The sequence below is a fragment of the Vibrio sp. MMG023 genome, assembly GCF_021654215.1.
Taxonomy (GTDB): domain Bacteria; phylum Pseudomonadota; class Gammaproteobacteria; order Enterobacterales; family Vibrionaceae; genus Vibrio; species Vibrio jasicida.
This window is the reverse complement of record NZ_JAKFZP010000005.1, coordinates 280,387-306,351: the sequence shown is the minus strand read 5'-3', so window position 1 is coordinate 306,351 and position 25,965 is coordinate 280,387. Positions and strand designations below refer to the sequence as shown.

At 44.6% G+C, this 25,965-nt stretch carries 19 protein-coding genes; 13 read left to right on the top strand and 6 right to left on the bottom strand.

Annotated elements, in window-relative coordinates; translation table 11 throughout:
* Positions 1-316: 316 nt before the first annotated feature.
* Positions 317-1,153: a S1-like domain-containing RNA-binding protein gene (locus tag L1076_RS17830; protein ID WP_038873007.1), complete on the bottom strand. Its 837-nt coding sequence runs from the start codon at positions 1,151-1,153 to the stop codon at positions 317-319.
* 182 nt (positions 1,154-1,335) lie between these two features.
* Between L1076_RS17830 and L1076_RS17825 the strand changes: the two genes are divergently transcribed.
* Positions 1,336-2,688 carry a hypothetical protein gene (locus L1076_RS17825; RefSeq protein ID WP_038873010.1) on the top strand — a complete coding sequence of 451 codons (1,353 nt, stop codon included), beginning with the start codon at positions 1,336-1,338 and terminating at the stop codon, positions 2,686-2,688.
* A gap of 25 nt (positions 2,689-2,713) precedes the next feature.
* Here L1076_RS17825 and L1076_RS17820 read toward each other — a convergent pair whose 3' ends face one another.
* On the bottom strand, positions 2,714-3,205 hold the full coding sequence (locus tag L1076_RS17820; RefSeq protein ID WP_038873013.1) for a DUF4442 domain-containing protein: 492 nt from the start codon (positions 3,203-3,205) through the stop codon (positions 2,714-2,716).
* 396 nt (positions 3,206-3,601) lie between these two features.
* Here L1076_RS17820 and L1076_RS17815 point away from each other — a divergent pair, with 396 nt between their 5' ends.
* Positions 3,602-4,654, top strand: a complete 1,053-nt coding sequence (locus tag L1076_RS17815) for a 3-deoxy-7-phosphoheptulonate synthase (RefSeq protein ID WP_038873016.1) — start codon at positions 3,602-3,604, stop codon at positions 4,652-4,654.
* A 32-nt stretch (positions 4,655-4,686) separates the two neighbouring features.
* Positions 4,687-5,169, top strand: a complete 483-nt coding sequence (locus L1076_RS17810; protein ID WP_237304189.1) for a YajQ family cyclic di-GMP-binding protein — start codon at positions 4,687-4,689, stop codon at positions 5,167-5,169.
* A gap of 105 nt (positions 5,170-5,274) precedes the next feature.
* On the opposite strand, the gene L1076_RS17805 is transcribed toward L1076_RS17810, so the two are convergent.
* Positions 5,275-6,195, bottom strand: coding sequence for an NAD(P)-dependent oxidoreductase (locus L1076_RS17805; protein ID WP_039976839.1), 921 nt, complete (start codon positions 6,193-6,195; stop codon positions 5,275-5,277).
* 461 nt (positions 6,196-6,656) lie between these two features.
* Here L1076_RS17805 and L1076_RS17800 point away from each other — a divergent pair, with 461 nt between their 5' ends.
* The 5 genes from L1076_RS17800 to L1076_RS17780 all read left to right on the top strand — a co-directional run bounded on the left by L1076_RS17800 (position 6,657) and on the right by L1076_RS17780 (position 11,850).
* Positions 6,657-7,685 carry an amino acid ABC transporter substrate-binding protein gene (locus L1076_RS17800; protein WP_038881965.1) on the top strand — a complete coding sequence of 343 codons (1,029 nt, stop codon included), beginning with the start codon at positions 6,657-6,659 and terminating at the stop codon, positions 7,683-7,685.
* Between the two features lie 82 nt (positions 7,686-7,767).
* A complete protein-coding gene (locus L1076_RS17795) occupies positions 7,768-8,973 on the top strand; it encodes an amino acid ABC transporter permease (protein ID WP_038873025.1) in 1,206 nt (401 codons plus the stop codon).
* 1 nt (position 8,974) lies between these two features.
* On the top strand, positions 8,975-10,072 hold the full coding sequence (locus L1076_RS17790; protein WP_039976838.1) for an amino acid ABC transporter permease: 1,098 nt from the start codon (positions 8,975-8,977) through the stop codon (positions 10,070-10,072).
* A gap of 23 nt (positions 10,073-10,095) precedes the next feature.
* Complete coding sequence (locus L1076_RS17785; protein WP_038873031.1) at positions 10,096-10,845, top strand: amino acid ABC transporter ATP-binding protein; 750 nt, start codon at positions 10,096-10,098, stop codon at positions 10,843-10,845.
* Between the two features lie 342 nt (positions 10,846-11,187).
* Positions 11,188-11,850 (top strand): Bax inhibitor-1/YccA family protein, encoded by a 663-nt coding sequence (locus L1076_RS17780; RefSeq protein ID WP_005446774.1) that lies wholly within the window; start codon positions 11,188-11,190, stop codon positions 11,848-11,850.
* Between the two features lie 75 nt (positions 11,851-11,925).
* Here the strand turns inward: L1076_RS17780 and L1076_RS17775 are convergent, their stop codons facing one another.
* A complete protein-coding gene (locus L1076_RS17775; protein WP_038873032.1) occupies positions 11,926-12,282 on the bottom strand; it encodes an antibiotic biosynthesis monooxygenase in 357 nt (118 codons plus the stop codon).
* A 419-nt stretch (positions 12,283-12,701) separates the two neighbouring features.
* Between L1076_RS17775 and L1076_RS17770 the strand changes: the two genes are divergently transcribed.
* Positions 12,702-13,031, top strand: coding sequence for a TusE/DsrC/DsvC family sulfur relay protein (locus tag L1076_RS17770; protein WP_038873035.1), 330 nt, complete (start codon positions 12,702-12,704; stop codon positions 13,029-13,031).
* 47 nt (positions 13,032-13,078) lie between these two features.
* Here L1076_RS17770 and yccX read toward each other — a convergent pair whose 3' ends face one another.
* Positions 13,079-13,351, bottom strand: a complete 273-nt coding sequence (gene yccX / locus L1076_RS17765) for an acylphosphatase (protein ID WP_038881962.1) — start codon at positions 13,349-13,351, stop codon at positions 13,079-13,081.
* A gap of 90 nt (positions 13,352-13,441) precedes the next feature.
* Here yccX and L1076_RS17760 point away from each other — a divergent pair, with 90 nt between their 5' ends.
* Entirely contained in the window at positions 13,442-14,845 is a 1,404-nt protein-coding gene (locus L1076_RS17760) for a methyl-accepting chemotaxis protein (RefSeq protein WP_104026296.1), read from the top strand.
* A gap of 186 nt (positions 14,846-15,031) precedes the next feature.
* Positions 15,032-16,225 (top strand): class I SAM-dependent methyltransferase, encoded by a 1,194-nt coding sequence (locus tag L1076_RS17755; RefSeq protein ID WP_042605434.1) that lies wholly within the window; start codon positions 15,032-15,034, stop codon positions 16,223-16,225.
* Positions 16,226-16,292: 67 nt separating this feature from the next.
* Here the strand turns inward: L1076_RS17755 and L1076_RS17750 are convergent, their stop codons facing one another.
* A complete protein-coding gene (locus tag L1076_RS17750; protein ID WP_237304188.1) occupies positions 16,293-23,615 on the bottom strand; it encodes a Calx-beta domain-containing protein in 7,323 nt (2,440 codons plus the stop codon).
* A gap of 393 nt (positions 23,616-24,008) precedes the next feature.
* Here L1076_RS17750 and L1076_RS17745 point away from each other — a divergent pair, with 393 nt between their 5' ends.
* The gene (locus L1076_RS17745) at positions 24,009-25,325 is read left to right on the top strand and encodes a TolC family outer membrane protein (protein ID WP_237304187.1); all 1,317 of its coding nucleotides are present in this window, start codon (positions 24,009-24,011) and stop codon (positions 25,323-25,325) included.
* A 1-nt stretch (position 25,326) separates the two neighbouring features.
* Entirely contained in the window at positions 25,327-25,950 is a 624-nt protein-coding gene (locus L1076_RS17740) for an OmpA family protein (RefSeq protein WP_038873742.1), read from the top strand.
* Positions 25,951-25,965 lie beyond the last annotated feature (15 nt).

The following is a 25,965-nucleotide window of genomic DNA, read 5'->3' as shown; positions in this document are numbered from 1 at the left end:
TGAAATGCTATAAATAAATGAAAAGCCATCGTATTTACGATGGCTTTTTGGTTCTAAAGCATGATTGGAACTGGGTTCACTAGCGATTCGAGTCCCCTGTACTAAACTGAAGATATCAAAGCATCGCTTTGAAACGGCATTTCTCTCTATGTTCACCAACAATATGTGTTGGTCAAAAGTTTAGCGCAGGCTCTATGAAAGGAGCCGTTTCCCCTAGGCCCAAAATAAGGACGAGTTTGGGCCATTTTTTTTACTGCTATTTTCGTCCAAATCGAGTTTGAACTTGATGAACCTCCGCCACCAGCAACTTAAAGCTCTATTCAGCGAGACGAATACCGTCTTTTTCAATCACGAGCTTACCTTGCTTGTACAAACCGCCGATGGTTTTTTTGAACGTGCCTTTACTTGTACGGAAAGCTGCAAAAATCGCTTCTGGCGTAGATTTATCGTTTAGAGGTAGGAAACCACCCTTCTTCTCTAAAAGCTCTAGGATTTTACTCGAAAGATCATCCATTTTCGCCACGCCTACTTTTTGTAGCGCAAGGTCGATTTTGCCGTCTTCGCGAATTTGCTTAATGTAGCCTTTCAGCTTTTTACCAATAAACAGCTTACCGAACACATCCGATGGGAAGATCATTCCCCAATGCTCGCCGTTCACAATCGCTTTATAACCAAGTTGGCTACGTTCTGCGATGATTAGGTTAACTTCTTCGTTCACTTCATAGTTTGCTGGCGTTTTATCCAGCCACTTATTGAACTTAGTTGTACCGACAATACGACCAGATGCTTTATCTGTGTACACGTAAACCAGAATGTTTTGACCAGCGGTAAAGCGCGCACGTTGCTCACTAAACGGGATAAGAAGATCTTTTTCTTTGATGCCCCAATTTACGAAAGCACCAGTGCTACTGACACCTTCGACTTGCATTAGGCCCCACTCGCCAACCTGAGCAATGGGTTTATCAATGGTCGCAGCTAGCTGACTTTCTGAATCAAAGTAAAGAAATACGTCAATATGATCGCCTACATTCGTACCTTCTGGTACATATTTATTAGGCAGCATGACTGAACCGTAATCATCACCATCCAAAAATACGCCAAAATCAGCCGTTTTAGTGACTTCTAAGCTGTTAATTTGACCAATTTTAATCATTGAATTTGTCTCTTTTTAAATTTACTGGGAATTATACCCAAACTGACAAGAAAATCAGAGAGAAATACCATCCTCTCTGCTATGCTGTCGTCGTTCAACTACTTATCCTAGTCGACCTTAAGTTATTGTGCTTAATGGACGCTTATGGGTATAGGATGCTTTAGCAAAATCAGGAGCCTTCCTTGGTCACCGTCGACAAACAGGATTCGATAACCTTAAAAATTAGCCATGCATTGGCAAAGAGCAAAACGCTTGATCTTGATATCTATATTTTTGTGCCTGGTGAATTAGGTTTAAACTCCGACATCATCAGCGAGTCTGAGTTCTATTACACTTCCATCACGCAAAAACGTTCTTACTACAGTACAGAAGTGCTACTACCTCTCGTGCATAGCCGCTTGGCCAAACGAGGGCGCCTATCTAATCGACAGTATCGCGTAAGTTTGAGTTTGTTTGCGTATCAATACGTCACAGCTCTGGATAAAGCCGTTGCAGCATTGAATAAGCATGACAACGACAGTGTTACCGCAGAAGAAGTGGATGAAGTCATCGAATTGACTATCGACATTCTTAAGCGCTTGAGACGTTCCATTCCTTACGAAGAAAATCTCAAGCGTTATTATGTGAACATTGATAACTACTTGTCTTGGTACACAGAGCAAAAATTTTTGTCTCTTGTCGCGCACCTTCCTCGCGAAGGCGATTACAGCACAATTAAAGATCGTCTGATTACTTTATGTGAGAAAGAGCAAGCCCACCGTAAACTCAACAACTATAACTCGCCGAGTGTCGTTGAAGATGTAACTCGTTTGTCGAATAAAATGCGTTTGCTGAGACGTTTGATTGAGCACCCTATCGTTTTAAGCGAAAAAACGATGTCGATGGGAAACAACATCAAGCGTGCGATTAAGGGCATAGCCACGGGTTTGGTGATGGTCGTGGTCACAAGTACCGTTATTCTTGCCCGAGATTACTTAGGAGAGATTTCTGCATCTTTTATCATTGCGATGTCGTTTATCTATGCTTTACGTGAAATCTTTAAAGATGACCTACGCGACGCGATGTGGCGTTGGATCCGCAAAGGCAAACCGAAGTGGCGCAAGAAGTACATGGACCCGACAACAAAGAAAGTGGTGGGTCGAAAATTGGAATGGTTGGACTATCGCTCCCTTTCGAGCTTGCCTGATCGCATTCAGAACATTCGTAAGAAACGCGTCGTCCAGCGTGAAGAACAAATTCTTCATTACCACGCAAAAACGGAGATGGCGACGTCGTTATTTTTGAGTGGCTATGAACAAACTCGTGAAACGCTAAACATCAGTTTGCGCCCAATTATCCGTTTGATGGACAAAAGCTCTAACCGCGTATATCGCCTGAACGAAGGGCAAGTGAGTAAAGAGTCTGTAGAGAAGCGACACTTGGTCAACGTGATTGTGAAAGAAGACAACCACACTGACGAGCCTGTCTTCTATCGTTGGAAAGTCGTGTTAAACCGTTCGAAAATCGTGTCTATTGAGAAAATAGAGTTGAATTAAACTAACGTCAGTCACCATTCTTAAGTTAAGCAGCCTGCTTTTGGGCTGCTTTTTTGATGGAGAGCGTTAAAGAGAACTCGGCCATTGGTTCATCACCATTAATCTTTGGACACAATGCGGTGATCTTCACATCTCGATTAACGCGTTCACCGGTTTCTAGCGTGATTTTGAGCATTTCATCAATCACAGGGCCATCATGACAGACAAAGTGTACGTCACCCTCAGGACGTTTTAAGAATTCAGCACTTACTCCTTTAAACGCGAGTGAAATCTTCTCTCCTTGCTCTTGTGCTTTACTCATAGCAAGAAAGCCACCAGCAACATCTGCCCCAACAGCCAATGCTCCAAAATACATACTATTAAGATGATTCTTGGTTCTTCGCTTGAGCGGGATTCTTACTTCGACATGCTGATCATCAATCGCAAGGATCTTCGGTCGACATAGCCAAATTAAAGGCACTTTTGAAAAGCCAAACAGATTGAGGTAAAGGTTTGCACGACGAACCGCTGAAAACATTTTGAAACTCCCCTTAAACTAGTCTGACCAGTCAATCAACAAACTTCAAAGATGTCAAAGAAATGTTAACGAGAAATCGATCTTGGTTAAAAAACAAATCGTTTGCGCATTTTCGCGTGACATGGTCACAATATATGAAACTCCCAACCTACAACGCTTTGCTTACGATTTGGCACAATTATTCTGTTAGCAAATAGAAAAAACGGTTATAAATTCAAACAACTATGTATTGATATCCAGAGCATGTTTTGTCATTTATATATAAGCAACACCAATGAATACCAACAGCAGTACATACAATTCGGTATTTACTAGATAAGAATCCCGTGAAACGGTTTATTCCTAACTATAATTCCGTTATCTTTACCGCTTCGCAATAGAGAATAAAGCTATAACATGCCTATAAAAACAGATGAATTGAGAACCCAACCTTTGGGTCCAATGCCGACACCCGCAGAGCTAGGTAGTGTACATCCAATCACTGATGATGTAGCTGACCGTATCGCTCAATCTCGTCGACAAATTGAAAAGATTTTAACTGGTGAGGATGACCGTATCCTCGCTATCGTTGGCCCATGTTCAGTGCATGACACTGAAGCGGCAATTGACTACGCGACGCGTCTTAGCGAAATTCAAGATCAGTACAAAGACGAACTGTTCATCGTTATGCGTACATACTTTGAAAAGCCGCGTACAGTAGTTGGTTGGAAAGGTTTGATTACTGACCCTAACCTAGATGGTTCTTATGCGCTTGAAGCCGGTCTTCACAAAGCGCGTAAACTGCTACTGGATATCAACAAGCTTGGTCTTGCGACTGCTACTGAGTTTCTTGATATGATTACAGGCCAGTACATTGCTGATTTGATCACATGGGGCGCAATTGGTGCTCGTACGACTGAATCGCAAATTCACCGTGAAATGGCGTCTGCCCTATCTTGCCCAGTTGGCTTCAAGAACGGTACTAACGGCAACGTGAAAATTGCCATTGATGCGATTCGTGCGTCTAAAGCATCACATTACTTCTACTCCCCAGACAAGAATGGGCGTATGACGGTGTACCGCACTAGCGGCAACCCTTACGGTCACATTATTCTTCGTGGTGGTGAGAAAGGCCCTAACTTTGACGAAGCTTCTGTTAAGCAAGCTTGTGACGCGCTAGCAGAGTTCGATTTGCCGCAGCGTTTGATCGTCGATTTCAGTCATGCAAACTGCCAAAAACAACACCGTAAACAAATCGATGTTGCTCAAGACATTTGCGACCAAATTAAGTCAGGCAGCACACGTATTGCTGGTATTATGGCAGAGAGCTTCATTATTGAAGGCAATCAGCCAATGACTGATATTAACAACCTAACTTACGGTCAATCGATCACTGACCCATGTCTAGGTTGGGATGATACTGTAACCATGCTAGATATGCTGGCAGCCGCAGTTAAATCCAGTAAGTAATTTCCCTATAACAAGATAATCAAGGAATCTTCATGCCATCGTTTGATATTGTTTCAGAAATCGATACCGTCGAACTACGTAACGCGGTTGATAACGCTAACCGTGAACTGTCTACTCGTTTCGATTTCCGCAATGTGAATGCGAGCTTTGAGCTAGTAGAAGAAAATGTAAAAGTGTCAGCAGAAGGCGAGTTTCAGCTCAAGCAAATGCGTGACATTCTGCGTAGCCACTTGGCTAAACGCAACATTGATGCAAATGCTATGGACGCAAAAAATCCAGAAGCAACAGGTAAAAACTGGCACCAAAACGTTGCTTTCCGCCAAGGCATTGATACACCAACCGCAAAGAAAGTGGTTAAGCTAATCAAAGACGCAAAGCTTAAAGTTCAAGCTTCTATCCAAGGCGACAAAGTTCGCGTAACAGGTAAGAAGCGCGATGATCTCCAAGCGACGATTACAGCGATCCGTGAAGCAGATATGGGTATCCCATTTCAGTACAACAACTTCCGTGATTAATTCGGTTCCTCAATCAACACCTGTCGATTGAGGAAACCGAGAATTGAAAACGCCGACGAGTTATTCGTCGGCGTTTTTTATGTCCGTAAACTATATGCAAAATAATCAGATAACTAGGTCTTGCCCTTGCAATAAAGAGAATTCACTCGTCCCTGAAGGTACAAACACGCACACACGTAAGTTTTCTTTTCTCGCTTTAGTCAACATATCAGAAAGTTCGGTGGCACTTCTAAAAGGTTCACGTTCAGCATCCCTTCTTACCAACTCCATGACGTCCACTTCGCACATCGTCGAATACAAGGCAAGTTCGGCTTGCTGCATGTAACGGACTGCTTTGATAGGCAGCATTTCGACATCTTGCCCAACTTGAATCCAGGTACAGCTTCCCTCCTCGTCCAAAGGTTTTGCCATGGTTTGTTGATAAATGATTTCCAATTCGCGATTATCGCGAGCGTTCTCTACTTCTGGATGAGAGAAATAACTTTCCCAAAATTTCCTGCGTAAGTCGACGCTCGGTAGTGCCTCTTTAATCGAATTGCGTTTGGAGTTAGCGAACTCCGCCATCAATCCCATATTTTGCGGAAGAATAGCTTCAAGCTTTTCACGAATATTTCGAATCAAAACAGGAGACGCGCCACCACTTGAAATGGCAATTTGAATGCGGCCACGATTAATCATTGAAGGCGTAATAAAATCACAGTACGGCTTGTCATCAACAACGTTAACTAATATGCCAAGCTCTTTAGCGTCTTTGTAAACCTGATGGTTTAACTCTGGATTATCCGTGGTTGCCCAAACTTGAATGAACGATTTCGTGACAATGTCACTAGAATAAAAACGTTGAATCCATCGCACTTGTTGCTCTTGCGCAAGCTTATCAAGAAAGTCGACAAGGCTTGGGGAGACAATCGTAACGTCCGCCCCAGCTTTAAGTAGGGCTTCTACTTTACGGCTTGCTACTTCACCACCACCTACAACCAGCACGGGTTTATCTACTAAATCTAAGAACAGAGGAAAATATCGCATTTCAATCCATGATTACTTCAAATAACTGTCGAAATTCATGCTACCAAAAACAGGGCAACCTGTTCACCTAGTTTCGATGTCACAAATAATTTTTGTTCAAATTTTCGGCTTACTCAGCCCGCCTCTACTAATGATACTTTTAATAACAAATTATTATCCTTTTGTTTTTGACACTCTTTTAGTGATTGTTCTGATGCACTAATTTGACAACCAGTTGCACTATTTACAAACATTTAACATTTCGCCATTCTAAATCGCAAGGTTCTTTGTAAGTTCTCTCCAAAACTCTTTTTAAATTATATATTTGAGAATTAGCAGATCCTTACCTACGCTTATAACTGGTTGATTTGTCGATTACCGTTTCATTGAAAATCAACCAGATAGGACGATAACACAAATAAATTGGACACGTTGTATCAGGTCGCTCCTGATTAAACATGGATCATACAGGAAGGATACAAATGGCAAATAAACTCACAGTTCTTGCTTCCGTCGTAGCGGCTTCTACTGCCATGATGACGACATCAGCGCAAGCAGCAGACACGACTCTGGACAAAGTCACAAAACAAGGTTTTATCACTTGTGGCGTAAGTACCGGTCTACCTGGTTTCTCAAACCCTAACTCTAAAGGCGAATGGGAAGGTATCGACGTAGAATATTGCCAAGCACTGGCCGCAGCCGTTCTTGGGGATAAAACGAAAGTTAAATATGTACCCCTAACCGCGAAAGAACGTTTCACTGCTTTACAATCGGGTGAAATCGATGTGCTTTCACGTAACACCACCTGGACACTTCATCGCGACACTGCTCTTGGTTTGAACTTCGTAGGCGTTAACTACTACGATGGTCAAGGCTTTATGGTGAAGAAAGATCTTGGTATCTCTAGTGCAAAAGAACTTGATGGCGCTTCTGTATGTGTGCAATCAGGTACAACCACAGAGCTTAACCTAGCAGATTACTTCCGTAACCAAGGTATGGCTTATAAGCCAGTGGTATTTGATACCGCCGCGCAAACCTCTAAAGGTTTTGATGCTGGTCGATGTGATGTTCTTACTACTGACCAATCTGGCCTTTATGCCCTTCGCTTAAACCTTAAAGACCCTTCTTCAGCAACCGTACTTCCAGAAATCATTTCAAAAGAACCACTAGGTCCTGTTGTTCGTCAAGGTGATGATCAATGGTTCAACATCGCTAAATGGACGCTATTTGCAATGGTGAATGCGGAAGAATATGGCATCAGTTCTAAGAACGCCGATGAAATGTTGAAATCGAAAGATCCAAACATCAAACGCATTCTTGGTGTTGACGGCCCTAAAGGTAAAGGTCTAGGTATCCGTGACGATTGGGGTTACCAAGTTATCAAGCAAGTCGGTAACTATGGTGAGAGCTTTGAGCGTACGGTAGGTACTGGTTCGCCTCTTAAGATTTCTCGCGGCGTAAATGCGCTGTGGAATGCAGGCGGCTTTATGTACGCACCACCTATCCGATAGAAACGAGTTAAATAAGGGCGGTGCATGCCGCCCTTTTTCTTGGCTGAATCTATTCTATATAAGGGTTTGAGGTTATCGCTGTATGAAACCGACGAATAATGCATCGCAAAGTACGATGTCCAAACCAAGCGGAAGCAAGAGTCTGATTTATAACCCAGCTTTTCGCTCTGCTATTTTTCAGATCATTGCCATCGCCGCACTGGTATTTTTCTTTTACACAATCATCAACAATGCACTAACCAATCTCGACGCTCGTGGTATCGCCACCGGCTTTGGTTTCCTTAATCAAGAAGCGGGCTTTGGTATTGGACTCACACTCATCGAATATGACGAAACGTTCTCTTATGGGCGTACGTTTGTCATTGGCTTACTTAATACTGCACTCGTATCTGTGTTGGGTATTATCCTCGCAACCGTCATAGGTTTCGTTATGGGGATTGCACGCCTTTCTTCTAACTGGCTGGTCAGTCGTTTAGCGGCTGTTTACATTGAAACGTTCCGAAATATCCCTCTACTTTTACAGATCTTTTTTTGGTATTTCGCGGTTCTACAAGCCCTTCCATCTCCAAGACAAAGCTTAAGTCTTGGCGAATCCGTTTTCCTGAATGTGCGCGGTCTTTACTTCCCCTCACCGGTAATTGAAGCTGGCGGTGGTCTTGTGGTTGCAGCACTCATCATAGGTGTCATTGCAAGTTTCTTAATCAATCGTTGGGCTAAAAACAAACAGCGATTAACAGGCCAACAAACACCAATGGGACGAATTGTGTTCGGTCTAGTGATTGGTCTGCCTTTGGTGGTTTACTTTGTAACAGGCATGCCGATCTCTTTAGAGTACCCAGAATTAAAAGGCTTCAACTTCCGCGGTGGTATCAGCATTATTCCGGAGCTCGCAGCCCTTCTGTTAGCGCTAAGTGTTTACACTGCATCGTTTATTGCTGAGATTGTTCGATCTGGTATTAATGCAGTGAACCATGGTCAGACCGAAGCCGCTATGTCGCTGGGCTTACCAAGAGCAAAAACATTGAAACTGGTGGTGATTCCGCAAGCATTGCGAATCATTATCCCTCCTCTAACAAGCCAATACTTGAACTTGACGAAGAACTCTTCGTTGGCAATGGCAATCGGCTACCCAGACCTTGTTTCGGTCTTTGCTGGTACAACGCTGAACCAGACTGGACAAGCGATCGAAATCATCGCAATGACGATGGGTGTATACCTAACATTGAGCTTGATAACGTCGGCGTTGATGAACTTGTACAACCGAAAAGTAGCGCTGGTGGAGAGATAATATGAGCACACATCAATTTCAGCCTGATCTCCCACCTCCGTCCAATACCGTCGGTATTGTGGGATGGCTGCGCAAAAACCTATTCAATGGCCCAGTTAACTCGGTTGTTACCATCATCCTTGCCTACATCGTGTTTTCTGCACTTTGGAACATTGCGGATTGGGCATTCATTAATGCCGATTGGGTTGGCACAACGAGAGATGACTGTTCCCGTGAAGGCGCATGTTGGGTATTTATCAGCGTACGCTGGGAACAGTTTATGTACGGTTTCTATCCAGAAGCTGAACTGTGGCGTCCACGTCTGTTCTACATTACCTTGGCGATATTCACAGTACTCCTTGCTTACGAAAAGACTCCAAAACGTATTTGGATTTGGTTGTTCTTTGTGAACATTTATCCGTTCATTATCGCAGTATTGTTGTATGGCGGGGTATTTGGCTTAGAAGTGGTTGAAACACACAAATGGGGCGGCTTGCTGGTTACTCTGATCATCGCCTTAGTCGGTATCGTTGTCTCCTTACCTATTGGTGTGGCGTTAGCGTTAGGCCGTCGTTCCGATATGCCGATCATCCGCAGTATTTGTACTATCTATATTGAGGTATGGCGTGGGGTACCTTTAATTACAGTACTCTTCATGGCGTCCGTCATGCTCCCGCTCTTTCTTGCCCAAGGCTCAGAAACAGATAAGCTCATCCGCGCCCTAATTGGTGTTGTGATGTTTAGTGCCGCTTATATGGCAGAAGTGGTTCGTGGTGGCTTACAAGCCATTCCAAAGGGCCAGTACGAAGCCGCTGATGCGTTGGGTTTAAGCTATTGGAAAAAGATGGGACTGATCATCTTGCCTCAAGCTCTTAAAATTACTATCCCTTCTATCGTGAACACCTTTATTGGTTTGTTCAAAGACACCAGCCTTGTGCTTATTATCGGTATGTTTGATGTACTGGGTATAGGACAAGCAGCGAACACTGACCCTGAATGGTTAGGCTTCGCTACAGAAAGTTATGTATTTGTCGCGTTAGTGTTTTGGGTATTCTGTTTTGGCATGTCACGCTACTCGATATGGCTCGAAAATAGACTTCATACCGGTCACAAACGATAACTCATCAAGATCAAGGACGTATTATGACGCAACAACAAGACTATATGATCCAGCTGAAGGACATGAATAAGTGGTATGGTGAGTTTCACGTACTAAAGAACATCAACCTCGATGTAAAGAAAGGCGAAAAGATTGTTATCTGTGGTCCTTCTGGCTCTGGCAAATCGACCATGATTCGTTGTATCAACCGCTTGGAAGAACATCAAGCAGGCAATATCTATGTGTCAGGCACCGAATTAACCGAAGACCTAAAGAACATCGAAGCCGTTCGTCGCGAAGTCGGCATGTGTTTCCAGCACTTTAATCTCTTCCCTCACCTAACGGTCCTCGAGAACTGTACACTTGCCCCAATTTGGGTGAAGAAGATGCCAAAGGAAGAAGCGGAAGCCATCGCGATGCAGTACCTAGAGCGTGTTAAGATCCCAGATCAAGCAGATAAGTATCCAGGTCAGCTTTCAGGAGGTCAACAACAACGTGTAGCGATTGCACGCTCTCTTTGCATGAGCCCAAAGGTAATGTTGTTTGATGAACCGACATCAGCGCTTGATCCAGAAATGGTACGTGAGGTTCTTGATGTAATGGTTGAACTGGCGGAAGAAGGCATGACCATGCTTTGTGTAACACACGAAATGGGCTTTGCGAAAGAAGTCGCTGACCGAGTTATCTTCATGGATGCAGGTGAAATTATCGAAGAGAATAACCCTGTCGACTTCTTCGAGAATCCGCAATCGGATCGAACCCAGAACTTCCTCGCGCAAATTCTTCATCATTAATTAGTCGCAAAAAACGCTAAAAAAGTGAAGCGTCGATTCGAAAAAATCGGCGCTTTTTGTTTGCCTCAGGTCGATGTTACTAAAATCCAGTTGATTCAATACGTTGTAAATTTGTTCGATTTTACAAAAAAGTTCGTGAGGTAACCTTCATCCCTTTGATTGCCAAGCCCTTCCTAACTATGCAAGGCAGTAATATTGTGTTACAAGTTGCCACATACATAACACACTATTTCTATTATTATTTTGTTCTAGAGATAGACGTGTCGGGCTTGATTTTTTGAACTTTCGGGCCCATATATGTCTATATATCAAAGATAAGACGGTCCCTTATAGAGGAAGATTATGAACAGTCCTATGTTTTCACGCACTACTACTCAAGAGAGTGCTCTACAAACCAACAAAGTATTGCGTAATACATATGCACTACTTTCAATGACTTTACTATGGTCAGCACTGGTTGCTGGCGTTTCAATGGCGTTTAACTTGCCACGTCCGGGCATTATCCTGATGTTGGTTGGTTTCTACGGCTTACTATTCTTGACTGAAAAGAACCGTAACAACAGCATGGGTTTGGTATTCACATTCCTATTTACTGGCTTCTTGGGTTACACAATCGGTCCAATTCTAAACATGTACATCGGTGCTGGTATGGGCGATGTGGTTCTTACTGCACTTGGCGGTACCGCACTGTCATTCATGGCAGCTTCTGCTTACGCTCTAACGACCAAACGCGACCTATCTATGATGGGTGGCCTGATGTTGTCTCTATTCGTTGTTCTAGTAGTGGGCATGATTGCGAGCATCTTCATCCAATCAACTATCCTGCACCTAGCAATGAGCAGCTTGTTTATTGTTTTCTCTACCATGGCTATTTTGATGACTACGCAAGGCATCATCCGTGGCGGTGAAACAAACTACATCTCTGCAACGATTACGCTATATGTTTCAATCTACAATATCTTCATCAGCCTACTAAGCATTCTAGGCATCATGAACGACGACTAATTCGTTAGATTGAATCCAAGACTCAAAAGCCCGAAGTTATACTTCGGGCTTTTTCTTTTCACTTTTTAGCAGTGTCTATTCTGGTTCATAGATGGGCGCATCGTAGTCATACCCTTCATCGCTGTATGCCGTAACCATCGCGTCTTCAACTAATCCTGTCTCGGCTTTCACTTGAGTTTCAAAGAAATGTTGAATCTGCTTTCTTCGCCCATGCGCTGCCCAAGATTCTGCATCTTCCCAAATTTCATTAAACACAATCGGATAGTCATTTCTCATCGCACTGGGGTGATCAATTTGCCGAGTGAGCATATATTGGATGCATCCCTCTTCTCGATAGGAATCTGGCTCTAGTGCTTTGAGTACTTCAAATAACTCGGCTTCTTTTCCTTCTTTTGGTTTAAATTGAGCTAAAACATAGACACGGCTTGTCATTCGATTTCCTTCATTGTTGAGTAGTGCTATCAAAAAGGTAAACGAACAATGAAAAAGTTCACGTCCAGTAACGATAAAGTGCGATACACATCGCCAGCAATAGCTGAATAAAACAAAAGGCAGTGAAATAACGGTAACTCTGCTCTATTCCCACTAATAAAACAGAGGCATTATTCCAAATTCAGCATAAAAATGCAGATACCAAAATACTCACCCCGATAATTTTCCAACAACATGAATAAACTTACACTTTTGTGAATAATGGAAAAGTAGTTAGGCTCAACGCCCTTACCTTTACGTGAGCTCTCGATTGTGTAAATTTACTTCGCTCAGAAGCTTTCATAGATTCTTTTGTTGAGTCTAAGCTTCGCTCTACGCTACCCTATACACACCAGTGTTTACTTAGCGGATACAAAGCGATGTTCGTATACAACGGCAAAGAAATAGAAACCGATTCTCAAGGTTACTTACTTGATCACACCCAGTGGGAAGAAGGTATGATTGCGCTTCTAGCAAAAGATGAAGAAATCGAACTTACCGAAGCTCACTTAGAAGTAGTTCACTTCGTGCGTAATTTTTATGAAGAGTTCAATACATCACCAGCAGTTCGAATGCTTGTGAAGGCGATGGAAAAAGCGCACGGCCCAGAAAAAGGTAACAGTAAATACCTATTCAAATTATTTAAAAAAGGCCCTGCAAAACAAGCGACAAAATTGGCAGGATTGCCAAAACCAGCGAAATGCTTGTAGTACTCTAGTTTGCAAAAACACGACTAAAAAGATCACTGCTTATAAAACTATAAGATTTTAAATCCGCGGAAAGGTTTGTAAGATACACTCTCTTGGGTAACGCTATCTACTGTTGCCGTCCGCGGCCCATCCTCCAACCACGCCGAAAACGCTGCGATTTGCGCCTCTGTACCACAAGCGATTACCTCAACATCACCATTGTTCAAATTCTTTGCATACCCCGTTAAACCTAACTTCAAACCTTGATGTGACGTGTGGTATCGAAATCCTACCCCTTGAACATGCCCTACTATCAGAAACTTCTCACACTTTAGTACCATCCGTATACCGCTCCCTATATTTGAGTGATATATTATTTGCGTCTATTTACCCCACTAAGGATAGTGGGTTTTTATATGGTTATAATAATTATGAAAGAAATTCCCTTCCGTTGGATTGATAAGTATCTCATCCATTTAAAAATTCAAGAAAAGTTCTATTTACTCTTGTTTCTTCCTCTTCTTGCATTGGTCATTCTCACTTTAGTCTTAAACAGTGCTGCTGACTCCATGATTTCTGGTTTGTATCAGGAAGAATTAATGCTGATGAAAGGGCTAATCGAGGCTGGTAACCTTTCGCAATCTCAAGTTGCAAACCTTATTGCTGGCTCAGACACCATTACCTTTGGTACTGGTCCAGATTCCGTGTCCGTGCTGAATGGCGCATTTAGCCTTGTAGCAAACCATGAGCAGTCTTTATGGACCGCACTTTCTACAACGCAAGTCAGTATTATTCTTGTGACTCTATTCATCATCGCGATGGGTGTTTACTACATCATGACTTTCATCGGTGGTGCGATGTTTACGATGAACAAAGCGCTCAACACGCTGGCAGATGGTGATCTAACCGCGCGTATGAATTTCTTCCGTGTTCGTGATGAGTTCAGCGAAATCGCGATTACTATCGACAAAGTAGCGGATCGCGAACAAAAGATGGTTCAGTCGATTCAAGAATCCGTAGCGCTGATGCAGCAAATCAGCTCTGACCTTAACCTTTCGATTCACAACAGCTCCGAGATCTCTAATACCCAACAAGAGCACCTTAACTCACTAGCAAGTGCAACAGAGCAGATGGCTTCCACGATTCGTGAAGTAGCAACACTGGCTCATGACTCAAGCACACAAACTGATGATGCTCGCAGCGTCGCGCAATCAGGTCAGGTGAAAGTGGAAAATACCCTTCACTCTATCTCGAACCTTTCTACTGAGATCCAATCGGCATCTCAAGCGGTTGAAGAGCTAGATGCAAACGCAGCGCAGATTGATGAAGTGGTCACAACCATCAACGGTATCTCTGAGCAAACTAACCTACTCGCCTTGAACGCTGCAATTGAAGCGGCTCGTGCAGGCGAACAAGGCCGTGGCTTTGCGGTTGTTGCTGATGAAGTTCGTGCTCTTGCAGGTCGCACTCAACAAGCGACGGTAGAGATTCAAGCAATGATTGAAGCGCTACAACGTAACAGCCAATCACTGACTAAACTGATGGAAGTAACGGTTCATAATGCGAACGAAGGCCAAACTCTGATGGCCGAAGTGAATCACGAGATTGGCTCACTAGCAGACAAGAACCAAACTATCTCAGACAGCAGTATTCAAATAGCGACAGCAGCTGAAGAGCAAGGTGTCGTGGCAGACAATATTGCATCAAGCGTTGAAGAGATTCGCATACAAGCAAACAATGTATGTACGATGATCAGCACAACGTCGCAAAACGTTGAGCAGCTTCGAGCTCAAAGTGACACCATGGAGTCGCTACTGACTGGCTTAAAAGCGTAATCGCTAAAACGAATAACTAGGGTCACTTCGGTGGCCCTTTTTTGTGTCTGGAAAACCCATCCGTTACTCCACTTATCAGTTTATAATTAAAGCCTCTACAAATGATTGGATTGTCGATGGATATTGCTTTTGCGGGCAACATCCCGGACAATACGCCCCTTTCAAAATTCAACAAGAGCTAAAGAAATGACAGCTGCTATCTATTTGGTAAAAGGTCGTGAGAAATCGGTTAAGCGCAAGCACCCTTGGATCTTCTCTCGAGGCATCAGTAAAGTTGAGGGCGAACCAGCGCTCGGCGAAACCGTTGATGTATTCACTCACGACGGAAAATGGCTAGCTAAAGCAGCGTACTCACCAGAGTCTCAAATTCGTGCTCGCATCTGGAGTTTTGAAAAAGAAGAAATCAACAAAGCCTTCTTCGTTAAGCGCTTCAACAACGCTCAGCTTCTTCGTGAAGACATTATCGAACGCGATGGCCTAACTGGCTACCGTCTTATCGCGGCAGAATCTGATGGTATGCCTGGGGTTACCATCGACCGTTACCAAAACTTCTTTGTTTGCCAACTTCTAAGTGCGGGCGCAGAGTACAATAAGCAAGCGATTGTTGATGCTTTGGTTGAGTGCTTCCCTGACTGCAACGTTTACGAGCGTTCTGATGTCGCGGTACGTAAGAAAGAAGGTTTGAAAGAAACCACTGGCATTCTGCACGGTGAAGAGCCACCAAAATCTGTGGTAATCGAAGAAAACGGCGTGAAAATCAGTGTCGATATCGTCGGTGGCCATAAAACGGGTTTCTATCTAGACCAGCGTGATAGCCGCCAACAAGCGATGAAATACGTGAAAGACAAAGAAGTTCTGAACTGTTTCTCGTACACCGGCGGTTTTGGCCTGTACGCACTAAAAGGTGGCGCGAAACGTGTTATCAACGCGGACGTATCACAACCAGCTCTAGATACTGCAAAATTCAATGCAGAACTGAACGAGTTTGATATTTCGAAAAAGCGTGCTGTGTTCCTAAACGCAGACGTGTTCAAATTGCTACGCGAATACCGTGACCAAGGTACGAAGTTCGATGTTGTGATCATGGACCCACCGAAGTTTGCAGAAAGCAAAGCACAGCTAAACGGTGCATGTCGTGGCTACAAAGACATCAACATGTTGGCGATGCAAATTCTAAACCCAGGTGGCACACTACTGACCTACTCTTGCTCAGGCTTGATGGACCAAGTTCTGTTCCAAAAAATCATTGCTGACGCCGCAGTAGATGCAAACCGCCAAGTTAAGTTCGTAGAGCGTTTTGAGCAAGCTGCCGATCACCCAACGGATACGGCTTACCCAGAAGGTTTCTACCTAAAAGGTTTTGCGTGTAAGGTCCTATAATCGGGCTTAGTCATAGCCAACGATAAAGAATTGAAACAAAGAAAAAGGGCCTGTTGGCCCTTTTTTATTATGAATCTAAATTAACTTTCGTGAGAGCCGATAAGACATCTCTTTCAAAGTCCATATTTCCGATGATCAAGTCGCTAAACTCGGAAGCTCCTTTTTCAATGACGATCGTTTGGATGGAATTACCCTCGTTGTGGGTGATTTCAAGCGATAGATCTTCGCCGTCCACATTTAGGTCGATACTATTGAGCAGCTCTTCAATGGTGTTATGCCCTGCATCTTCGACAACTTGGTTTAGATCTAGAGTGTCGAGGTCTCGTTCAAAGCCACGCACCAAGTCCGTGCCGGAATCTAGTGAGTCATTAACCCATCTAAATATGTCCGCTTCGTTGTCATTACCAATTAAAATGTCATGGCTTACATCCACTTCCGCTTCAATGATGTTCGCAGTACCACCGCTCGCCGCGTTTACGCCACCATTTTCGTCAATCACAAACTGAAGTGTATTTTCAGATTGGTCACCATCGTTATCAGTCAGTACGTAATCGAAGTCTAACGTTTCTACTGTGTCGCCTACCGCACCATAGAAGGCATATGCGCCATCATCCAAATCGACTTCCAACGAGTGCTTACTGTCGATGTAGATAGTGAGCAACTTCGTGATATCGTCAAACGCATGTGAGATGTCGTTGTTGTTGTCTACAACCGTTAAGTCTGTACCGTCAAATGAATAAGTGACACCGTCATGTTCTATTTCGCTGATGTAACCGCCATCTGCACCAATACCTGTATCCGGTGATGTGGTGTACATGAGGTTACCACCAACAGGTTGAATCACGGACTGCAACATAACTGGAGGCAGCTGAGTAACGTCAGGCACGACTACACCATCAAGGTCTTGGTTTAAGAAACCATCGTAAGCAACACGGTCTAACTGATCAGGCATCAGGTTCACACCCATACCATAAGCCAGCGCCGTGATCTTATTATCAGAATCGGTCAAGTGATCTATCCAACTGTTCTCACGAGCATCGTTGATGAATGATGAGGCTGGATTTGGTTGACCATCAGATAAGAAGTAGCTCACGTTTGATGCACTAGGTAATTTACCCGCATCATCCCAAGAGCCTTTCGCTTCATTAATTGCGCGATTGTAGTTAGTTGCACCGCCAGCAGTAAGTGTATCAATGTACGCTTTCGCTTCATCTACGGTTAACCATGTTGCCCCAGCAATAGCGTACGTTGTTGCTGAACCGCTGTATTTGATGATTTGAACCCGAGTTTGGCCAATCGATTCGTACTGATTTAATAACTGAGTTGCCGAGTCCTTCATTATTTGAAGGCGATTACCCGTACGCATCGAGCCTGAAACATCCATAATCAATTGAACGTTAGCGCTCTCTTTTGTTTCCGCGACCACATCATGAACAATGGATGTCGAATCAGGTGAATCATCTTCAATAACAACATTTGCTATCGCTGAGTTCGTCAACCCAAGAGCATTCGAAACAACGACAGGAACCTCAATGTTTAAAGAGTCCTCGCCAGAAGTACCTGGGTGATCTATTGGACCAAGGAGTTCAGTAGAGATTGCCCCCGTATCACTAACCGAGATCTTAATGACCTCTTCTCCATCCGCTGAGCCAACAAGCAATTGGTCGTTGTTGGCCAAGGTCCATGTGATTGCCTCACCGTTACTGGTTAGGTTCGCAGTTGGGACATTCAGTGCGACAGAGTCAACGGTTTGACCAAGTGTTAACTGATCCATATCTAACGTTGAATCTGTCGTGTCCATAAAACCATTCAACGCAAAGTCATCGGCAATGGCATGACCCAAACCCTCTTCAGAAACATTAAGCGTGACGCCTTCTACAATCGGAGGCGCATATGGATTAACCGCAAAATTCCCCGCTTTACTGTCACCATCGTTATCGGTAATCGTGTAACTGAAGTCGATATCACCGTCACCACTTGGAGCGGTCAAAGGTACGTACTGGAAGAATTCCCACTTCCCGGTACTTGGCGTTAATTGAACTTCAAATGCCAACTCGCCGTTCGCTTCACCGACTAACCTGTTTGGGTTTTGAGGATCAATCGCAACACTAATAGCCATGCCATCAAGCGTTTCTAGACCACTCTCTGCACCATTAAGAACGATACTTCCTGGGCCATCAGCACCATAGAGTGCGCCTAAATTCCCCTCTGCTGTTGCAATTGGAATGGAGGAGTCAGCCCCAGTAAAGGTGATAGATTTGACGGTAAAGTCACTGTTGTCTGCGGTATTTGGCCCGTTCCCGTTGCCAGTTGCTTCAAGAATAACCTTGTCAAAACCACCCTGTTGAACACTAAAGTTAGCCGCATAGTCACCACTTGCCGCATCAGAGTTAAACGCTTGCTGTGCGATCAAAACACCATCTCGATAGAAAGACGCAAGACCTTCTTCTAGCTCCCCACCAAACATCTTCTCGAATTCGATCTCAGCCCCAAATGCAATCTTATCGCCCAAGTCGATGACCAATTGCTCTGAGACACCAGTATCATTGGCAAAACGATAGTCCACTTCATTAGCAAGTGGATAGCCGTTATTACCGACACTTTTCACACCAATACCTGATGAAGTTTGATTAATCTCTGCGGCGCCAAGATCGGTAGACTCATTAGACAAAAATCCCAAGGCAGTCACTTCGACATCTCCGAAAGTTCGGCTGAATGCATCGGATTCATTACCAACAAAACTAATATTGCCGGTGAGAATTTCCGGGATATCTGCCAGCGACACATCTACGGCTTGAGAAGACGTTGGAACATGTGGACAATCATCCTCGACAACCACGTTCATACTTTGGGAGCTCGTGGTTTGACCATCACTCACTGAGATCTGCAAATCAAAGTCGATCAAATCTTCGACGTCATTAACTGGGTGATCGAGTGGCTCTAAGAGTGTGATGGTGTAACCCCATGTTCCTTGCCCTGCCGCATTTGGTTCTGTCAACACGACTGTTGCTACACTCGCAATACTTGCCGTCGATGCGGTGAGTGTTTGAGTATTGGCGTTCCAAGACCAAGTAACAGGTTCACCTCCAGATGCCAGTCCATTGGGGCCGGAAAGTACAACACTGACGTTCGTCGTATCAGGATCACTGACGGTGAATGAACCAACAAAACTCGCCGAGTTCGTGGAGTCTGAAGGAGTTCCCATAGTATCGGCGATACCATCAGGTAACCCTTCTTCAGAAACAATCGCATCAACCACATTGCCGATGGCCGGAGGCGCGTCGTTATCTAAAATCGTACCAGTACCTTGCACTGGCGTATTTTGGATAGAGGTTGCACCAGCAAGCGTGAAGGTTTCGGAACTCTCAAAGACAGTATCATTGATGGTGTTTACAGTAACGCTGTAGGTTGTGTCATTCGCAGGGACGTTCACATCAAATGTGCCATCTGGATTCACAACCACCACTTGCGTTGAGTTATCTGCGTAGGTGATGGTGACTGAGGTATCGGTATAATCCACGCCACCGTCAGCAGTGCCATCAGCAAGTGTCATGCTCACAATTGTGTCCGTCGTACTTGGGTTACTTAACGTGACATCTAGTGTCGCTGGGTCACCTTCATTGACTGTCGCGCTGCTAATTGCAGCAACCACTGGACGGTCATCATCCGGTTCAGCCCCCGGTCCAGTGCCATCATCAACAATCGTGCCTGTGCCCTGCGCGGGAGTATTTTGAGTTGAAGTGGAACCTGATAACGTGAAAGTTTCAGGTCCTTCAAAAACATCGTCATCGGTGGTGTTCACAGTAACACTGTAAGTCGTGTCATTCGCAGGCACAGTAACGTCAAACGTACCATCTGGATTTACAGCCACAACTTGTGTTGAGTTGTCCGCATAAGTGATGGTGACTGAGGTATCGGAGTAATCCACGCCACCGTCAGCAGTGCCATCAGAAAGTGTCATACTCACAACAGTATCTGTCGTACTCGGATTGCTTAACGTGACATCTAATGTGGCCGGATCTCCTTCGCTCACGGTTGCGTCTGTGATTGAAGCGACGGTTGGGCGATCATCATCTGGCTCAGGACCTGGGCCAGTACCATCATCAACAATGGTACCCGCGCCTTGTGCTGGTGTGCTTTGTGTCGATGTTGTGCCGGACAATATGAAGGTCTCAGGACCTTCGAAGACATCGTCATCGATAGTATTTACAGTAACGCTGTAAGTTGTATCGTTCGCCGGTACGGTAACATCAAAAGTACCATCTGGATTCACAGCCACCACTTGCGTTGAATTGTCCGCATAAGTAATAGTTACTGAGGTCTCAGTGTAATCAACGCCACCATCTGCTGTACCATCAGCGAGTGTCATACTCACAACAGTACCTGTCGCACTTGGGTTACTTAACGTGACATCTAATGTGGCAGGATCACCTTCATTGACTGTCGCGTTGCTAATTGAAGCAACAACTGGACGGTCATCATCTGGATCAGGTCCCGGGCCGCTACCGTCATCGACAATGGTACCCGTGCCTTGTGCTGGGGTATTTTGAGTTGACGTAGAACCTGACAATGTAAAGGTTTCAGGTCCTTCAAAAACATCGTCATCGGTGGTGTTCAAAGTAACACTGTAAGTCGTGTCATTAGCTGGCACAGTCACATCAAACGTACCATCTTGATTTACAGCCACCACTTGCGTTGAGTTATCGGCATAAGTGATAGTCACTGAGGTGTCTGTGTAGTCCACACCTCCGTCGGCAGTACCATCAGCGAGTGTCATGCTCACAACTGTATCGGTCGTGTTTGGATTGCTTAGTGTGACATCTAATGTCGCAGGATCACCTTCATTGACCGTGGTGTTACTAATTGAAGCAACAACTGGGCGATCATCATCTGGATTTGGTCCTGGGCCGCTACCGTCATCGACAATGGTACCCGTGCCTTGTGCTGGGGTATTTTGAGTTGACGTAGAACCTGACAATGTAAAGGTTTCAGGACCTTCGAACACATCATCACCGGTGGTATTCACCGTAACGCTGTAGGTTGTATCGTTCGCTGGCACAGTCACATCGAATGTACCATCCGGATTTACAGCCACCACTTGGGTTAAGTTATCTGCATAAGTGATAGTTACTGAGGTCTCAGTGTAATCAACGCCACCGTCGGCAGTACCATCAGCAAGTGTCATGCTCACAACTGTATCGGTCGTACTCGGATTGCTTAACGTGACATCTAACGTAGCTGGCTCACCTTCGTTCACGGTTGCATCTATGATTGAAGCGACGGTTGGGCGATCATCATCTGGCTCAGGACCTGGGCCACTGCCATCGTCAACAATCGTACCTGTACCTTGTACTGGAGTGCCTTGATTTGGCGTAGCGCCAGACAATGTAAAGGTTTCAGGCCCCTCGAACACATTGTCATCGTTAGTATTCACCGTAACGCTGTAGGCTGTATCATTCGCAGGCACAGTCACATCGAACGTGCCATCTGGATTTACAGCCACCACTTGCGTTGAGTTATCTGCGTAAGTGATGGTGACTGACGTATCGGTGTAGTCCACTCCACCGTCAGCAGTACCATCAGCAAGTGTCATGCTCACAACTGTATCGGTCGTGCTTGGATTGCTCAAGGTGACATCTAATGTGGCAGGATCACCTTCATTGACTGTTGCGTTGCTAATTGAAGCAACAACTGGACGGTCATCATCTGGATCAGGCCCCGGGCCACTGCCATCGTCAACAATGGTACCCGTGCCTTGTGCTGGTGTGCTTTGTGTCGATGTTGTACCAGTCAGCGTGAAAGTCTCCGCACCTTCCAAAATATCGTCATCGAAGGTATCGACCGTAACACTGAAAGTCGTTATGTTTTCGGGTACATTTACCTCAAACGTACCGTCTGGATTCAGTAACACGACTTCGCTGGTATTATCTGAAAACGTGATCGTGACGGTTGTGTCCGAAAAATCCACACCACTTGTCGCAGTATCACCTGCAAGTTGCATGGTGACTACGGTGTTTGTTGTACTCGGGTTACTGAGATTTACGACAAGCGTAGCCGCCTCGCCCTCATTTACCGTTGCATCCGTAATAGATGCAACATTAGGTCGATCATCGTCTGGATTTTGCCCAGGACCATCACCATCATCGCTTATGGTTGCTGTTCCTTCTGCGGGCTCTTCTTGAGTAGGTGTACTTGCAGTGAGCGTAAACGTTTCATCCCCTTCAAGTATTTCATCATTGTTCGTTACGACCGTGATAGAAAAGTCAGTATCATTTGCAGGAACCATCACTGTGAAAGAACCGTCCTCTGCAACACTTACAGATTGCGACGTACCGTCTGAGAAGGTAACCAAAACAGATGTGTTATCGAAGTCACTCCCTCCTGTTGCACTGCCGTCGGCAAGTGTAAGAGTGACAGACGTTTCAGATTCACTTTGATTGCTTAAGACGACCTCAAAAACCGCAGGCTCTCCCTCATTAACGGTGACATCTGAGATAGAGAGAACAGTAGGACGATCATCATCAGGATTCTCTTCCGGACCATCCCCATCATCGCTGATGGTTGCTGTGCCAGTGACGGGGTCTTGTTGATTTGGCGTTGAACCACTGAGAGTGAAAGTTTCATCACCTTCTAAAAGTTCATCATTAAACGTTTGTACAGTGACAGTAAAAGTGGTCGTCTCGCTTGGTACAACAATAATGAAATCACCATTCTCGTCGACGCTCACTTGTTGTTCTGTGCCATCTTCAAAAGTAATCGTCACGATGTTATTGAGGAAATCAGCTTCACTATCTTCTTGTCCACCTGACGCACTGCCATCATCCAAAGAAAACGCTAACTCGGTTTCTTCGCTTGTTGGCCCATCAAGAGTGACATCAAAGTTTACATCTTCACCTTCGCTTACCGTTGGACTTGATATGTCCTGTATGATGACGTCAGCAATTTGACTCGGTTGTGAGACAAAACCACTAAAATACAACTCTAACAAGGTTAAGATCTGTGTCTCTGAAAGGCCAAGAGAGGCCAACCCTACTGTTTCGAAATCAGTCGCAGCAAGACTTTCAGCACCAGTCCGATCGATTACGCCACTCGCCTGGGGACTCGAACCGTCACTCTCACCCGCTGCTGGTTCAAATTCTGTTCCTAACAGTGCTGGGTCATCACCTTGTGCTATCGCCTCTACAACTCTCGCAACGTCGTCTGTAATCTCTATAGGCTCCTGACTTTCCTGAGTCACAATCCGCACGTTAGGCGTAGATTCATTCGATAAATCAGAGACTAGCACTTCACCTTGAGCCGGAGCTTCGCCCTGTTCCAACTCTCTTAAATTACCGTCTAAACCGATAACCACTGTCTGGCCCAATAATGAGCGTAAGGTTGCATTATTCATAGTTACCTCGACTCGCACCGTGCTGCGTCAAAAGTTTGTCACCTCATCATTTACGACTATAGTTTAGTCAAAATAATCGCAAATTTTGCTTACCTACACGGTTCTCAGAGCTTTACTTTCCTAGGGGCGGGACAAGTGAAGATCGATAAAGCCAAACGGTTCAAAAGCGCTATGACCTTAAAAAATCAGGATTTTTTTTGAGGGATTTCGCTTAAAACATAAGCAAACTTAGTCATATGTGCTACGGTGTTATAAGGGGTCAGACTGAGAATTAACCTCAAAAGCCTAGGGATAACAGTGAGTTGATAAATAATGCATTCAACCGCTGTTTAATGTCGTTGAATCTCATTTGTGAGAGCGGCAAATTGTATGGATTTTTCTGGGAGAATCGCCGTGAAGTGGAGCCGACTAAGCATAGCGTGCTGCAGTTGCCTAATAGTGTCATTTCCTATTTTCGGTCAAACGTTAGAACAGGCTGTAGCCTTAACGCTGAAAACAAACCCTGATTTGAAAGCTGCATTTAACGAATTCACAAGTAGTCGTTACGTTAACGACGCTTCATCAGGCGCATATTTACCACAAATTGATTTAGACGCTGGTATTGGTTACGAGGGAATTGATCCAGCCGAGAGTGTTGGACGTGGACAAACCGACTTAACCCGTAAAGAAGCGGCCGTGACCTTAACCCAACTTATCTGGGATGGGTCTGCGACTCTGAACGACATCGATCGAACTGCGGCAGACGCAGAGTCACTGCGTTATCAACTCCTTGCTGATGCATCGGACAAAGCGCTAGAGGTGACAAAAGTTTATTTAGATGCGGTGAAAGCCTATGAAATTTTGACCTTGTCTGAAAACAATCTAGCGGTGCACAAACGCATTTACTCAGATATTAAAAAGCGTGTGAACTCCGGTATCGGTTCCACCGCGGATTTGACGCAGGTAGAAGCACGTTTAGCAAAAGCGCACGGCAATCTTGCTGCTGCACAAAACAACCTCTATGACACACATACCATGTTTACTCGGTTAGTGGGTCAATCCCCACAAGGCTTAATTTTCCCTAGAGCTGATGAGAACTTCATTCCATATACTGTCGATGAAGCTGTAGGAATCGCTTTTGAGGAACACCCAGTGGTGAAAGTAGCGGTTGCTGATGTCGACTCAGCTAAGTTCCAGTACAAGCAATCCAAGGGGGTTAACCTCCCTACTGTCTCTATCGAAGCTTCACAGACTTGGCGAGATGATGCAGATGGTATTGAAGGTCGAAGTGACGAAACACTCGCAATGTTGCGTTTAAGATACAACCTTTATAACGGAGGCAGCGATGCGGCAAACTCAGAAAATTTCGCCTACCAATTAAACAAGGCGAAAGATTTACGCACGTCCGCATACAAGAATATAGAAGAAGGGTTACGACTTTCTTGGAGTGCTTTAGATTTAACCTTGCAGCAAAAAGAATTCTTATCTGATCACGTAGACTCCGCAGCAGAGACCGTAATTGCCTACGAAAAGCAATACCGCATTGGCAAACGAACTCTCTTGGATTTGCTCAACACTGAGAATGAACTTTTCGAAGCACGTAAGGATTATCTGGATTCAAAATACGCCGAGCAATACGCAAAATACCGCGTAATGAATGCTACAGGACAACTGCTCAACTCTTTGCGCGTCGATATTCCGCAAGAGTGGCTAGAGAAAGTGGAGTATTAATATGAGAGTAATACCTATTTTTTTCATGGCGTGTTTGATTTCAGCGTGCAGTTCTAATTCTAATACCGAAACGGGCGATGAATACGAGTACATTGAAACACCCACCGCCAATCAAATTGCCGACCTGATCGATGATGATCGAGATGGTGTCATCAATGCTCGAGATTTGTGTCCTGGTACACCGATTGGTTCAGAAATCGATAATGATGGATGTGGGGAATTCTTAAAAACGTCCCAAGAAATGCAAATTCGAGTCTTGTTTGCGAACGATTCAGACGAAATCAATCCTATCTTTTCACAACAGCTCCGTGAGTTATCTGAGTTCTTAAAAGAATACCCAAGCACTTCTATTGAACTTCAAGGATATGCGAGCCGAACAGGGACTTCGCAACATAACTTAGACTTATCCAAACGCCGAGCTGAAAATGTAAGAAGAATCTTGCTTCAAAATGGCATATCACCGAACCGAGTAACCATTGTCGGCTACGGAGATACGATTCTGGCGTCTACTGGCACGGATGAAACAAGTCATGCGCTTAACCGACGAGTCACCGCTACCGTCGTAGGATACAAAGGAGAAGTGAAGAAAGAATGGACCATTTTCACCACTCTTCCTAAAAGCTAGCTAAGCCCATACGCT

Excerpts from the sequence above, each read along its gene's own strand:
- L1076_RS17830 (WP_038873007.1), bottom strand. The coding sequence starts at position 1,153 with ATGATTAAAATTGGTCAAATTAACAGCTTAGAAGTCACTAAAACGGCT.
- L1076_RS17820 (WP_038873013.1), bottom strand. The coding sequence starts at position 3,205 with ATGTTTTCAGCGGTTCGTCGTGCAAACCTTTACCTCAATCTGTTTGGC.
- L1076_RS17815 (WP_038873016.1), top strand. The coding sequence starts at position 3,602 with ATGCCTATAAAAACAGATGAATTGAGAACCCAACCTTTGGGTCCAATG.
- L1076_RS17810 (WP_237304189.1), top strand. The coding sequence starts at position 4,687 with ATGCCATCGTTTGATATTGTTTCAGAAATCGATACCGTCGAACTACGT.
- L1076_RS17805 (WP_039976839.1), bottom strand. The coding sequence starts at position 6,195 with ATGCGATATTTTCCTCTGTTCTTAGATTTAGTAGATAAACCCGTGCTG.
- L1076_RS17800 (WP_038881965.1), top strand. The coding sequence starts at position 6,657 with ATGGCAAATAAACTCACAGTTCTTGCTTCCGTCGTAGCGGCTTCTACT.
- L1076_RS17795 (WP_038873025.1), top strand. The coding sequence starts at position 7,768 with ATGAAACCGACGAATAATGCATCGCAAAGTACGATGTCCAAACCAAGC.
- L1076_RS17790 (WP_039976838.1), top strand. The coding sequence starts at position 8,975 with ATGAGCACACATCAATTTCAGCCTGATCTCCCACCTCCGTCCAATACC.
- L1076_RS17785 (WP_038873031.1), top strand. The coding sequence starts at position 10,096 with ATGACGCAACAACAAGACTATATGATCCAGCTGAAGGACATGAATAAG.
- L1076_RS17780 (WP_005446774.1), top strand. The coding sequence starts at position 11,188 with ATGAACAGTCCTATGTTTTCACGCACTACTACTCAAGAGAGTGCTCTA.
- L1076_RS17775 (WP_038873032.1), bottom strand. The coding sequence starts at position 12,282 with ATGACAAGCCGTGTCTATGTTTTAGCTCAATTTAAACCAAAAGAAGGA.
- L1076_RS17770 (WP_038873035.1), top strand. The coding sequence starts at position 12,702 with ATGTTCGTATACAACGGCAAAGAAATAGAAACCGATTCTCAAGGTTAC.
- yccX (WP_038881962.1), bottom strand. The coding sequence starts at position 13,351 with ATGGTACTAAAGTGTGAGAAGTTTCTGATAGTAGGGCATGTTCAAGGG.
- L1076_RS17760 (WP_104026296.1), top strand. The coding sequence starts at position 13,442 with ATGAAAGAAATTCCCTTCCGTTGGATTGATAAGTATCTCATCCATTTA.
- L1076_RS17755 (WP_042605434.1), top strand. The coding sequence starts at position 15,032 with ATGACAGCTGCTATCTATTTGGTAAAAGGTCGTGAGAAATCGGTTAAG.
- L1076_RS17750 (WP_237304188.1), bottom strand. The coding sequence starts at position 23,615 with ATGAATAATGCAACCTTACGCTCATTATTGGGCCAGACAGTGGTTATC.
- L1076_RS17740 (WP_038873742.1), top strand. The coding sequence starts at position 25,327 with ATGAGAGTAATACCTATTTTTTTCATGGCGTGTTTGATTTCAGCGTGC.